Genomic DNA, 13858 nt, shown 5'->3' on the forward strand with positions numbered 1-13858 from the left:
ACTGCTATTGATGGCAGTCAGTTTTTTTATTGATGATATATCAAAGTAACTTTCAGGCTCTTTCCTGTGAAGGAAAAATGTGTGTGAGGTAAGCAAATAGATTTCGGACACACTAACTGTACATTACAGCTAGGAGGAATGTACACGTGAATGAAATCTACATGGAGATAAAAGAAGAATTGCAATTGATGAGAAAAGAGTTGCAAGAGAGACTAGCTAAAGAAGTAATGCACAAATATGATACGGAGTTCAGCCAAGAACTTGGATATGAAATTAAGGAAGAGATAAAGAAAAAACTACTATTACATGATATAAAAGAGGATTTAAAAGATGTAGAACGTGCATTATTTAAAATGGAAATAGATATGTACGGTATTTGTGAAGAGACGGGGAGAGTAATTCCAGCGAAACAAATGAAAACAATGCCCACTGCTCGTACGATTCATGAATTTTTCTATGAAAAGGTAAATGTATGAATACGCACAACGATATTATATTACCTTTTTTTAATTTATTTTATTCTTCTATAAAGGTTCATTGTGAAAAGGTAGCAGCTATGCTAAAATTTTGAGGTACACTGTCTTTATGGGGGAAATGAAAATGATATATTATGTAATAGCGTTATTTGTCATTGCCATCGATCAAATATCGAAATGGCTAATTGTAAAGAACATGGAATTGGGTACGAGCATTCCGATTATCGATAATGTATTATACATAACATCACATCGAAATAGAGGAGCTGCCTGGGGTATTTTAGAAAATAAAATGTGGTTCTTCTACATTATTACAGTTGTTTTCGTAGTATTTATCGTATTTTATATGAAAAAATATGCAAAAACAGACAAACTTCTAGGTATTTCATTAGGTCTCATTTTAGGCGGAGCAATTGGCAATTTTATTGATCGTGTATTTAGACAAGAAGTAGTGGATTTCATTCACGTGTATATTTTCTCGTACAACTATCCAGTATTCAATATAGCTGACTCAGCATTATGTATTGGAGTTGTATTAATTATTATTCAAACAGTATTAGAAGGAAAGAAAACGAAGGAGTAATTGGATGAGTGAAGTAGTACAAGTAACAGTTGCAGAAGAGCAAAAAAGCGAGCGAATTGATAAATTCGTGGCAGAAATAAACAGTGAATGGTCACGTTCACAAGTGCAGCAATGGATTAAAGATGCTGTTGTAACAGTAAATGGGAAAGCGGTTAAAGGGAATTATAAAGTAAAAGGAAATGATGAAATTACAGTAACGATTCCTGAACCAGAAGCGTTAGATATTCAACCAGAAGATATGAATTTAGAAATTTATTATGAAGATGCAGATGTACTTGTTGTAAATAAGCCACGTGGTATGGTTGTGCATCCAGCACCAGGGCATACAAGTGGTACACTTGTAAACGGACTTATGCATCATTGTACAGATTTATCAGGTATTAACGGTGTAATGCGTCCAGGTATCGTGCATCGTATCGATAAGGATACATCTGGATTATTAATGGTTGCTAAAAATGATATGGCACATGAATCCCTTGTAAATCAGCTTGTAGCAAAAACAGTAACGAGACGCTACAAAGCGATTGTACACGGCGTGATTCCACATGATAAGGGAACTATCGATGCTCCAATTGGTCGCGATAAGAAAGAACGTCAAAGTATGACAGTTGATGAAAATGGTAAGAACGCTGTTACGCACTTCCAAGTGTTAGAACGCTTTAAAGACTTTACACTTGTAGAATGTCGCTTAGAAACGGGGCGTACGCACCAAATTCGTGTTCATATGAAATATATTGGCTATCCACTTGCAGGAGATCCAAAGTATGGTCCAAAGAAAACGTTAGATATGAATGGACAAGCACTTCACGCAGGTATTTTAGGATTTGACCACCCTCGTACTGGTGAATATATTCAGTTCGAGGCACCGATTCCAGAAGTATTTGAAGAAGTATTAAATATTTTACGGAAATAGTATTGACAAATCATAAGAAAACTGAGATACTGACAACAGTTAAATAATGATCCTTTAACACAGCCCCGTGAGGTTGAGAAGGTAACGGTTTGAAATACTTAGGGTATGCTGTACCCTTTTTTCAAAAGTCCTCTCGCACACGCTGAGAGGACTTTTTTTATACCATTCCTCTCACGCAAGAAAAAAAGCTTGGAGGTGTAGAGCATGCAAGAGAAAGCTGTAGTTTTAGATGACCAAATGATTCGCCGCGCTTTAACACGAATTAGTCATGAAATCGTGGAACGAAATAAAGGTGTCGATAATTGTGTTCTTGTCGGAATTAAAACACGTGGAATTTTTATTGCACAACGTTTGGCAGAACGAATTGGTCAAATTGAAGGAAAAGAGATGGAAGTAGGAGAGTTAGATATTACGTTATATCGTGATGATTTAACACTACAATCAAAGAATGAAGAACCGCTAGTAAAAGGTTCAGATATTCCTGTAGATATTACAAAGAAAAAAGTAATCCTTGTAGATGATGTATTATATACAGGGAGAACAGTTCGAGCAGCAATGGATGCTCTTATGGATTTAGGTAGACCATCACAAATTCAACTGGCTGTTCTTGTTGATAGAGGTCATCGTGAGTTACCAATTCGAGCTGATTATGTAGGAAAGAACATTCCAACATCAAGTGAAGAGCGTATCGAAGTTGATTTGCAAGAGACAGATCAACAAGATCGAGTAAGCATATACGATAAGTAAAGCCCTTTTAAATGTAGTCCTGTGAGGCTGCCAAAGGGTCTTGGCTTTCATATGTCAAATTTGGCATACGAAAGTGTAGGACTCTTTGTGCACAGGCACAAAGAGTTTTTTTATTGCAAAGATTATAACTGAAGGAGGATGTAACAATGGAACAAAAGCCAGTGTTAGACATTAATGAAGTACCGAAACCGGGAAAATGGTTATTTTTAAGTATACAACATTTGTTCGCGATGTTTGGATCAACAGTGCTTGTTCCGTTTTTAACAGGATTGAATCCGTCAGTAGCTTTAATATCAAGTGGATTAGGAACGCTAGCGTTTCTTCTTATAACGAAAGGGCAAGTACCTGCATACTTAGGTTCATCATTCGCATTCATCGCACCAATTATAACAGCGAAAACAGCAGGTGGCCCAGGAGCGGCGATGCTTGGTGGTTTACTTGCAGGACTTGTGTACATCTTAATTTCAATCGGAATTAAGAAGTCTGGATCAGCATGGATTATGAAATTACTTCCGCCAATCGTAGTTGGCCCAGTTGTAATGGTAATCGGTTTAGCTTTAGCGCAAACTGCGGTAAATATGGCGATGAACGGCGCAGATGGAAAGTATAGCTTTACACACTTTTCAGTAGCTTTAGTAACATTAGCAATTACAATTATCTGCTCCATATTCGGAAGAGGATTCTTCAGCATCATACCAGTTTTACTTGGAATCATCGGCGGATATATCTTCGCTTACTTCCAAGGGCTAGTAGACTTAAAGCCGGTAGCTGAGGCAAAATGGTTTGTTGTACCTGATTTCACAATACCATTTGTAACATATACACCAGAGTTTTCATGGAAGATTGTACTCTTAATGGTACCAGTTGCACTTGTAACAATTTCAGAACATATCGGACATCAAATTGTACTTGGAAATGTTATTAAAAGGGATTTAATTGAAAAACCAGGTTTACACCGTTCGATCTTTGGGGATGGAGTAGCAACATTAATCGCATCACTAATAGGTGGACCACCGAATACAACATACGGTGAAAACATCGGTGTGCTAGCAATTACGAGAGCGTACAGTGTATACTTATTCATCGGTTCAGCAGTATTCGCAATCATATTCGGGTTTGTCGGTAAGATTTCCGCACTGATCCACTCCATACCAACACCAGTTATGGGCGGTGTATCAATCTTACTATTCGGTGTAATCGCATCAAGTGGATTACGCATGATGGTAGATGATAAAACAGACTTAAGCGACAAACGCAACTTAATGATTGCATCAGTAATACTAGTAATCGGCATTGGTGGAGCGGTACTTAAAGTAGGAGAATCGTTCCAAGTAGAAGGAATGGCACTAGCAGCAATTGTAGGTGTACTGTTAAATCTACTACTACCAGAAACAAAACAAGCAAAAAATACAAAACAATCTAAGCAGATTGCTTCATAAAAACAACCTTTTAAATCAGTCCTGTGAGACAGAAAAGGGTGGCTTCTTCCTTGCACCCTAGTCTTACATGACTAGGGTATTTTTATACAAATGTTGTTATAAAAATTCATAAGTGCTATCATAAAAATCAGAAAGATGAGGGATGACGATGAGCCATTTGTTAACGATGAGTGAATTATCGGAGCAAGAAATTTCAGAAATCCTAAAAGACGCAGAAGATTTTGCGAATGGAAAAGAGAAAAAAACAACAGAGCAAACATTTGTAGCAAACTTGTTCTTTGAAAATAGTACGAGAACGAGATTTAGCTTCGAAGTTGCTGAGAAGAGATTAGGGCTTGACGTGTTAAACTTTTCAGCAGATTCATCTAGCGTACAAAAAGGAGAAACGTTATACGATACGATAAGAACACTAGAATCAGTCGGAACAAAAGCGGTAGTCATTCGCCATGAGCAAGATCGCTACTTCGATGAGCTGAAAGATCAAGTGAACATTCCAATCTTAAATGCTGGAGACGGATGTGGAAATCATCCAACGCAGTGCTTACTAGACCTTTTAACGATTAAACAAGAGTTTGGAAGTTTTGAAGGTTTGAAGATTGCGATAGTTGGGGATGTTCGTCATAGCCGTGTAGCACGTTCTAATGCAGAAGCGTTAACGAAGCTAGGTGCGACAATTTACTTTGCAAGTCCAGAAGAGTGGAAAGATGAAGAGAACACATTTGGAACATACAAAGCACTAGATGAGCTTGTTCCAGAAGTGGATGTGATGATGTTACTCCGTGTACAACATGAGCGTCATGATCATTATGAAACAGACATTATGAAAGAATATCATGAGAAACACGGATTAACAGTGGAAAGAGAAAAGCGTATGAAAGAAGGAAGCATTATTATGCATCCAGCTCCAGTAAATCGTGATGTTGAAATTGCAAGTGAACTTGTTGAGTGTGAGCGTTCACGCATATTCAAACAAATGGAAAATGGAGTTTACGTAAGAATGGCTGTACTAAAACGCGCCTTACCAAATGTATTAGGAGGAATGAAACATGAATTACTTGTTTAAAAATGGTCGTTATATGAATGAAGAAGGAAAAATCGTAGCAACAGATCTTCTCGTACAAGACGGTAAAATCGCTAAGGTAGCAGAAAATATTACGGCAGATAATGCTGAAGTAATCGATGTGAACGGAAAGTTAATTGCACCTGGATTAGTAGATGTACACGTACATCTTCGTGAGCCAGGTGGTGAACATAAAGAAACAATTGAAACAGGTACACTAGCAGCGGCAAAAGGCGGATTCACTACTATTTGTGCAATGCCAAATACACGCCCTGTACCAGATTGCAGAGAACATATGGAAGACCTGCAAAAACGTATTCAAGAAAAAGCGCATGTCAACGTCCTACCATATGGAGCAATTACAGTACGCCAAGCAGGTTCTGAAATGACAGATTTTGAAACGTTAAAAGAACTTGGAGCATTCGCTTTCACTGATGACGGTGTAGGCGTACAAGATGCGAGCATGATGTTAGCTGCTATGAAGCGTGCAGCGAAGTTAAATATGGCGGTTGTTGCACACTGTGAAGAAAATACACTTATTAATAAAGGTTGTGTACATGAAGGGAAGTTTTCTGAGAAACACGGACTAAACGGTATCCCATCAGTATGTGAATCTGTACATATTGCAAGGGACATACTGCTTGCTGAAGCAGCAGATTGTCACTATCACGTATGTCACGTAAGTACGAAAGGATCTGTACGTGTCATCCGCGATGCAAAACGTGCTGGCATTAAAGTAACAGCAGAAGTAACACCGCATCACTTAGTGTTATGTGAAGATGATATCCCATCAGCTGATCCTAACTTCAAAATGAACCCACCGCTTCGTGGAAAAGAAGATCACGCAGCGTTAATTGAAGGATTATTAGATGGAACAATTGATATGATCGCAACTGACCATGCACCGCATACAGCGGAAGAGAAAGCACAAGGAATTGAAAGAGCACCATTCGGAATCACTGGTTTTGAAACAGCATTCCCGCTTCTATACACAAACCTTGTGAAAAAGGGAGTTATTACATTAGAACAGTTAATTCAGTTCTTAACAGAAAAGCCAGCTGATACATTCGGCTTAGAAGCAGGTCGCCTGAAAGAAGGTAGAACAGCTGATATTACAATCATTGATTTAGAACAAGAAGAAGAGATTGATCCAACAACATTCTTATCAAAAGGAAAAAATACACCATTCGCAGGTTGGAAATGCCAAGGATGGCCGGTAATGACAATCGTTGGTGGTAAGATCGCATGGCAAAAGGAGAGTGCATTAGTATGAAAAGACAACTTATCTTAGAAGATGGAACAGTATTAATTGGAAAAGGTTTCGGGGGAGAAATCGAAAAGTCAGGTGAGGTTGTATTTACAACAGGAATGACTGGATATCAAGAAACATTATCTGATCCATCATATTGCGGTCAAATCGTAACATTTACGTACCCATTAATCGGAAACTACGGCATTAACCGAGACGATTTTGAATCTATTCACCCATCTGTAAATGGTTTAATCGTAAACGAAATTTGTGATCACCCATCAAACTTCCGTAATGAAATTTCGTTAAATGATTACTTGAAAGAAAGAAATATCCCAGGATTAGCAGGGATTGATACGAGAAAATTAACGAGAAAAATTCGTCAATACGGTACATTACGCGGACGTCTTTGTAACATGGATGCAGATGTAGAGGACATTGTGAGCCAATTGAAAGCAACTGTCTTTACAGATCATGTAAAACGCGTATCAACAAAAGATCCATACCCAAGTCCAGGCCGTGGTCATCGCGTTGTACTTGTAGACTTCGGAATGAAACATGGTATTCTGCGAGAATTAAATAAGCGTGACTGTGATGTAATTGTAGTACCTTACAATACAACAGCAGAAGAGATTTTACGCCTTAGCCCAGATGGAATTATGTTAAGTAATGGACCTGGGGATCCAAAAGATGTACCAGAAGCAATTGAAATGTTAAAAGACATTATCGGTAAAGTTCCTTTATTCGGAATTTGCCTAGGGCATCAACTATTTGCTCTAGCATCTGGTGCAAATACAAGTAAGTTAAAATTCGGTCACCGTGGTTTAAATCATCCAGTGAAAAATCTTGCAACTGGAAAAGTAGCAATCACTTCTCAAAACCATGGTTATGCAGTAGAAGAAGAGTCAGTTGAAAATACAGAGCTTGAAATTACACATGTTGCTTTAAATGATGGAACAGTAGAAGGTCTTCGTCATACGAAGTTCCCAGCATTTACAGTACAATATCATCCAGAAGCTTCAGCAGGACCAGAAGATGCAAATGATTTATTCGAAGATTTCTTAGAAATGATTGAAAACTTCAAGAAAGAAGGGGAAGAGTTATGCCAAAACGCCTAGACATTAACACAATTTTAGTAATCGGATCAGGACCAATTGTAATTGGGCAAGCAGCGGAGTTTGACTACTCTGGTACACAAGCTTGTCAATCTCTAAGAGAAGAAGGTTACAAAGTAATCCTTGTTAACTCTAACCCAGCAACAATTATGACAGATACTGCGACAGCAGATAAAGTATATATAGAACCATTAACATTAGAATTCGTAAGCCGTATTATTCGTAAAGAACGTCCAGATGCAATCTTACCAACATTAGGTGGTCAAACAGGCTTAAATATGGCGGTTGAACTTGCGAAATCAGGCATACTTGAAGAATGCGGAGTTGAAATTTTAGGAACAAAATTATCAGCAATCGAGCAAGCTGAGGATCGCGATTTATTCCGTACATTAATGCAGGATTTAAATGAACCAATTCCATCTAGCACGATCATTCATACGCTAGAAGAAGCACATGAATTTGTAAAAGAAATTGGTTATCCAGTTATTGTTCGCCCAGCATTTACAATGGGAGGAACAGGTGGCGGAATCTGTAGTAATGAAGAAGAACTAATTGAAATCGTATCAGGTGGATTAAAACATAGTCCAGTAACACAATGTTTATTAGAAAAGAGCATTGCTGGTTGTAAGGAAATTGAATATGAAGTAATGCGTGATTCGAATGATAACGCGATTGTAGTATGTAACATGGAAAACATTGATCCAGTTGGGGTTCACACAGGTGATTCTATCGTAGTAGCACCGAGCCAAACATTAAGCGACCGTGAATATCAAATGTTACGAAACACTTCATTACGAATTATTCGCGCATTAGGAATTGAAGGTGGATGTAACGTTCAGCTTGCACTTGATCCACATAGCTTCCAATACTATGTAATCGAAGTAAACCCGCGTGTAAGTCGTTCATCTGCACTAGCATCTAAAGCAACTGGATATCCAATTGCGAAGCTAGCGGCAAAAATTGCAGTCGGTTTAACATTAGATGAAATTATAAATCCAGTAACACAAAAAACATACGCTTGCTTCGAGCCAGCATTAGACTATGTGGTTTCAAAAATTCCACGTTGGCCATTTGATAAGTTTGAATCAGCAAACAGAACACTTGGTACACAAATGAAGGCGACTGGTGAAGTTATGTCGATCGGACGTAACTTAGAGCAATCGTTATTAAAAGCGGTTCGTTCTTTAGAACTGGGCGTTTATCACTTAGAGTTAGACCACTTAAAAGAGCTTGATAAAGAAACAATGAAAAAGCGTATTATAAAAGCAGATGATGAGCGACTGTTTATTGTAGCAGAAGCGATCCGTCAAGGTGTAACGAAAGAAGAAATTAACGAATGGTGTGAAATGGACTTCTTCTTCTTACAAAAAGTTGAAAACATTGTAAATATGGAACGTGAAGTAAAAGCGAATGTAGGAAATATGGAAGTGTTACAATCTGCGAAAGAAATGGGCTTCAGTGACCATTACATTGCAGCTGCTTGGAACAAAACAGAGCGCGAAATTTACGATATGCGTAAAGAAAGCAATATTACGCCTGTGTATAAAATGGTAGATACTTGTGCGGCGGAGTTTGAATCTGCAACACCATATTACTACAGCACGTATGGTGATGAAAATGAATCGGTTATAACGGATCGTAAGAGTGTGGTTGTACTAGGGTCTGGTCCAATCCGTATCGGTCAAGGTGTTGAGTTTGACTACGCAACAGTTCACTCTGTATGGGCAATTAAAGAAGCTGGATATGAGGCAATCATTGTTAATAATAACCCAGAAACAGTTTCAACAGACTTCAGTATTTCTGACAAATTATACTTTGAACCATTAACAATAGAAGATGTAATGCACATCATTGATTTAGAAAAACCAGAAGGTGTTATCGTACAGTTCGGTGGACAAACGGCAATTAACTTAGCTGCTAAATTAGAAGCACACGGTGTGAAAATCTTAGGAACATCACTTGAAGATTTAGACCGTGCGGAAGATCGTGATAAATTCGAAGCTGCTTTAACAAAGCTTGGTATCCCGCAACCAGTTGGTAAAACAGCAACGACTGTAGAACAAGCGGTAGCAATCGCTGAAGAAATTGGTTACCCAGTATTAGTAAGACCATCTTACGTACTAGGTGGACGTGCGATGGAAATCGTATATCGTCAAGAAGAACTGCTGCACTACATGAAAAATGCAGTTAAAGTTCATGCAGATCATCCGGTATTAATCGACCGTTACATGGTTGGTAAAGAAATTGAAGTAGATGCAATTTCAGATGGTGAGAATGTATTCATTCCAGGTATTATGGAACATATTGAACGCGCTGGAGTTCACTCTGGGGATTCAATTGGAGTATATCCACCACAAAGTTTATCTGAAAAACTAAAAGAACAAATCATTGAACATACAATTGCACTTGGAAAAGGATTAAACATTGTTGGATTACTAAATATCCAGTTTGTAGTATTCAAAGATCAAGTGTACGTAATTGAAGTAAATCCACGTGCGAGCCGTACGGTACCGTTCTTAAGTAAAATTACAGGCGTACCGATGGCGAATGTTGCAACGAAAGTTATTTTAGGTCAAGACCTAGTAGAGCAAGGATACGGAACTGGTTATCACCCAGAAGAGAAAGAAGTATATGTAAAAGCTCCGGTATTCTCATTTGCGAAACTACGCTCAGTTGATACAACATTAGGACCTGAAATGAAATCAACAGGGGAAGTAATGGGTAAAGACTTAACGCTTGAAAAAGCATTATACAAAGGTCTAGTTGCTTCTGGAATTAATATTCCAACGCACGGATCAGTAATCATCACAGTAGCGGATAAAGATAAAGAAGAGGCAATGGAAATTGCAAAACGTTTCCACGAAATTGGTTATAACTTATTAGCAACAGCTGGAACAGCACAATCGTTAGCAGAGCAAAATATTCCAGTGCAAGTTGTAAACAAAATTGATTCTGAAGAATACAACTTACTAGATATTATCCGTCAAGGAAAAGCACAGTTTGTCATCAATACATTAACAAAAGGTAAACAACCAGCGCGTGATGGTTTCCGCATTCGCCGTGAGTCAGTAGAAAATGGTGTAGCTTGCTTAACATCACTTGATACAACGAGAGCAATCTTACGAGTATTAGAATCTATGACATTCTCAGCTCATTCAATGAAAGAAATTACGCAAACAAAGCGTCACGAGGTGGTACATGCATGATGCAAAAGCAAAATATGATCGTCGTTAACCAAAAAGAAATCGCAAAAAACATTTACGAATTAGTGCTTCAAGGAACGTTAGTACAGCAAATGAACGAACCAGGGCAGTTTGTACACATTAAGGTAGCAGAGGGCATTGCGCCCCTTCTGCGCCGCCCGATTAGTATTTGTAATGTAGATCAAGAGAAGAACGAATTTACAATGCTATACCGTGCAGAAGGACAAGGGACAAAAACATTAGCAACTAGAAAACAAGGTGAAATGGTAGACGTTCTAGGACCATTAGGACACGGTTTTCCTGTAGAAGAAGCAGAAGCTGGACAAACAGCTTTATTAGTAGGCGGGGGAATTGGTGTACCACCACTTTATGAATTATCCCAGCGCCTTGTTGCAAAAGGTGTACGTGTGATTCACATCTTAGGTTTTCAAACGAAAGATGTTGTTTTCTATGAAGAAAAATTTGCAGAACTTGGTGATACGTATGTTGCGACAGTAGACGGTACACACGGTACAAAAGGGTTTGTCACAGATGTAATTGATAATTACGGAATTGACTTTGACATTCTTTATTCATGTGGCCCGTTAGCGATGCTTCGTGCATTAGAAGGACGTTACAAAGAGAAAAAAGCCTATATTTCATTAGAAGAACGTATGGGCTGTGGTATTGGAGCTTGTTTCGCATGTGTATGCCACTTACAAGAAGATCCAAGTGGACATTCTTACAAGAAGGTGTGTAGCGACGGACCAGTATTTCCAATCGGGGAGGTTGTACTATGAACAGATTGCAAGTTGAATTACCAGGATTATCATTAAAAAATCCAATTATACCGGCATCTGGATGCTTTGGATTTGGTCGTGAATATGCACAGTTTTACGATTTAAGTGTACTAGGATCAATCATGATTAAAGCGACGACAGAACAACCACGTTATGGAAATCCGACGCCTCGTGTTGCTGAAACACCAGGCGGCATGTTAAATGCCATCGGGCTTCAAAACCCAGGGCTAGAAAAAGTAATGAATTCTGAATTACCTTTTCTCGAGCAATTTGACCTTCCGATTATTGCGAACGTTGCAGGCTCACAAGCTGAGGATTACGTAGCGGTTGCAAAGGAAATTTCTAAAGCACCTAATGTTCATGCACTAGAGTTAAACATTTCTTGTCCAAACGTAAAAACAGGTGGTATCGCCTTTGGTACAAATCCTGAAATTGCTGCTGATTTAACGAAGCGAGTAAAAGAGGTTTCTGAAGTACCTGTATACGTCAAATTGTCACCGAACGTGGCAAACATAGTGGAAATTGCGAAAGCGATTGAAAATGCAGGTGCAGATGGTTTAACGATGATTAATACATTGCTTGGTATGCGTCTAGATTTAAAAACAGCTAAACCAATTTTAGCAAACCGTACAGGCGGACTATCAGGACCTGCGATTAAGCCAGTAGCAATTCGTATGGTACATGAAGTAAGTCAAGCGGTTAACATTCCAATTATCGGAATGGGTGGTATTGAAACAGCTGAAGATGTAATTGAATTCTTCTACGCTGGCGCAAGCGCAGTTGCAGTAGGTACAGCGAACTTTATCGATCCGTTCGTATGTCCGACAATTATTGAAGAGTTACCAGCACTATTAGATGAACTAGGATTTGATCACATTTCGGAATGTCAAGGAAGGAGCTGGAAGCAAACATGTCACAGTCGTTAATCGTTGCACTAGATTTTCCAGGGAAACAAGAAGTAGAGCAATTCTTACACCACTTTGAAGGGGAAGAGTTATTTGTCAAAGTAGGTATGGAGTTATTCTACAAAGAAGGCCCTGCGATTATTACGTACTTAAAAGAAAAGGGACATAAGATCTTCCTAGATTTAAAACTTCATGATATTCCGAATACAGTAAAAAGCGCTATGCGTAGCCTAGCTAGTCTAGATGTTGATATGGTAAATGTTCATGCTGCTGGGGGAAGTAGCATGATGAAAGCTGCGATTGAGGGATTAGAGGAAGGTAAGCAAGAAGGAAAAGAGAGACCGATTTGTATTGCAGTTACACAACTAACAAGCACTTCGGAAGCTATGATGAAAAAAGAGATCGGCATTGAGAAAACGTTAGAAGAAGCGGTTGCTCATTATGCAAAATTAACGAAAGAAAGTGGACTTGATGGAGTTGTTTGTTCAACACTTGAAGTTCCAAAATTACGTGAAGTATGCGGAAATGAATTTGTAACAGTAACACCGGGGATTCGTCTTGCAAGTGATGATGTAAATGACCAGGTGCGCGTAGCAACACCGAAACGTGCGAGGGAACTTGGTTCAAGTTATATCGTAGTTGGACGTAGTATTACAAAAGCAGAAAATCCGCTTGAAGCGTATAAAACAGTAAAACAACAGTGGGAAGGTGTAACAGTATGAAAAAAGAAATCGCATCGCATTTATTAGAAATTGGAGCAGTATTTTTACAACCGAATGATCCATTCACTTGGTCTTCTGGTATGAAATCACCAATTTATTGTGATAATCGTTTAACTTTATCTTATCCAAAAGTACGCCAAGCGATTGCAGCTGGATTAGAAGAGTTAATTAAAGAGCACTTCCCAACTGTAGAAGTTATTGCAGGAACAGCAACTGCTGGTATTGCGCACGCTGCATGGGTAAGCGATCGTATGGATTTACCAATGTGCTACGTGCGTAGTAAAGCAAAAGGCCACGGTAAAGGGAACCAAATCGAAGGAAAAGCTGAAAAAGGTCAAAAAGTAGTAGTAGTAGAAGACTTAATTTCAACTGGTGGTAGTGCAATTACATGTGTAGAAGCACTTCGCGAAGCTGGCTGTGAAGTATTAGGTATCGTATCAATCTTCACATACGAGCTTGAGTCAGGAAAAGAGAAACTAGAAGCTGCAAACGTAGCGTCATATTCTTTAAGTGACTACAGTGCATTAACTGAAGTTGCAGCAGAAAAAGGTATGATCGGACAAGCTGAAACGAAAAAATTACAAGAGTGGCGTAAAAATCCAGCTGACGAGGCTTGGGTTACAGCGTAATACGAGAAAAGACGACTGCGGGGGAACGCGGTCGTCTT

13 protein-coding genes are annotated in these 13858 nt (G+C 38.8%); all 13 read left to right on the forward strand.

What is annotated here, in order from left to right; all coding sequences use genetic code 11:
- Positions 1-146 precede the first annotated feature (146 nt).
- The 13 genes from COI75_RS13030 to pyrE all read left to right on the forward strand — a co-directional run bounded on the left by COI75_RS13030 (position 147) and on the right by pyrE (position 13820).
- Positions 147-476 carry a hypothetical protein gene (locus COI75_RS13030; protein ID WP_001002954.1) on the forward strand — a complete coding sequence of 110 codons (330 nt, stop codon included), beginning with the start codon at positions 147-149 and terminating at the stop codon, positions 474-476.
- Positions 477-600: 124 nt separating this feature from the next.
- The gene (gene lspA, locus COI75_RS13035) at positions 601-1059 is read left to right on the forward strand and encodes a lipoprotein signal peptidase LspA (RefSeq protein ID WP_000642182.1); all 459 of its coding nucleotides are present in this window, start codon (positions 601-603) and stop codon (positions 1057-1059) included.
- A gap of 4 nt (positions 1060-1063) precedes the next feature.
- Entirely contained in the window at positions 1064-1972 is a 909-nt protein-coding gene (locus COI75_RS13040) for an RluA family pseudouridine synthase (protein ID WP_000005844.1), read from the forward strand.
- Positions 1973-2176: 204 nt separating this feature from the next.
- On the forward strand, positions 2177-2719 hold the full coding sequence (gene pyrR / locus COI75_RS13045) for a bifunctional pyrimidine operon transcriptional regulator/uracil phosphoribosyltransferase (protein WP_001156490.1): 543 nt from the start codon (positions 2177-2179) through the stop codon (positions 2717-2719).
- A gap of 146 nt (positions 2720-2865) precedes the next feature.
- Entirely contained in the window at positions 2866-4158 is a 1293-nt protein-coding gene (uraA, locus tag COI75_RS13050) for a uracil permease (protein ID WP_000435913.1), read from the forward strand.
- A 148-nt stretch (positions 4159-4306) separates the two neighbouring features.
- Positions 4307-5221, forward strand: coding sequence for an aspartate carbamoyltransferase (gene pyrB / locus COI75_RS13055; protein ID WP_000018841.1), 915 nt, complete (start codon positions 4307-4309; stop codon positions 5219-5221).
- Positions 5205-6491: a dihydroorotase gene (gene pyrC / locus COI75_RS13060; protein WP_001108369.1), complete on the forward strand. Its 1287-nt coding sequence runs from the start codon at positions 5205-5207 to the stop codon at positions 6489-6491. Before pyrB ends, pyrC begins: the two co-directional genes overlap by 17 nt.
- Positions 6488-7585: a carbamoyl phosphate synthase small subunit gene (locus tag COI75_RS13065; protein ID WP_000828664.1), complete on the forward strand. Its 1098-nt coding sequence runs from the start codon at positions 6488-6490 to the stop codon at positions 7583-7585. Before pyrC ends, COI75_RS13065 begins: the two co-directional genes overlap by 4 nt.
- Positions 7570-10788, forward strand: a complete 3219-nt coding sequence (gene carB, locus COI75_RS13070; protein WP_001126130.1) for a carbamoyl-phosphate synthase large subunit — start codon at positions 7570-7572, stop codon at positions 10786-10788. The genes COI75_RS13065 and carB overlap by 16 nt, the downstream gene beginning before the upstream one ends.
- The gene (gene pyrK, locus COI75_RS13075) at positions 10785-11564 is read left to right on the forward strand and encodes a dihydroorotate oxidase B electron transfer subunit (RefSeq protein ID WP_000983359.1); all 780 of its coding nucleotides are present in this window, start codon (positions 10785-10787) and stop codon (positions 11562-11564) included. Before carB ends, pyrK begins: the two co-directional genes overlap by 4 nt.
- Complete coding sequence (gene pyrD, locus COI75_RS13080) at positions 11561-12490, forward strand: dihydroorotate oxidase B catalytic subunit (protein ID WP_001081053.1); 930 nt, start codon at positions 11561-11563, stop codon at positions 12488-12490. Before pyrK ends, pyrD begins: the two co-directional genes overlap by 4 nt.
- Positions 12475-13191 (forward strand): orotidine-5'-phosphate decarboxylase, encoded by a 717-nt coding sequence (pyrF, locus tag COI75_RS13085; RefSeq protein ID WP_000083510.1) that lies wholly within the window; start codon positions 12475-12477, stop codon positions 13189-13191. Before pyrD ends, pyrF begins: the two co-directional genes overlap by 16 nt.
- Positions 13188-13820: an orotate phosphoribosyltransferase gene (gene pyrE / locus COI75_RS13090; RefSeq protein WP_000711455.1), complete on the forward strand. Its 633-nt coding sequence runs from the start codon at positions 13188-13190 to the stop codon at positions 13818-13820. The genes pyrF and pyrE overlap by 4 nt, the downstream gene beginning before the upstream one ends.
- Positions 13821-13858 lie beyond the last annotated feature (38 nt).

It is taken from the genome of Bacillus cereus (genome assembly GCF_002564555.1).
Classification (GTDB): Bacteria; Bacillota; Bacilli; order Bacillales; family Bacillaceae_G; genus Bacillus_A; species Bacillus_A cereus_K.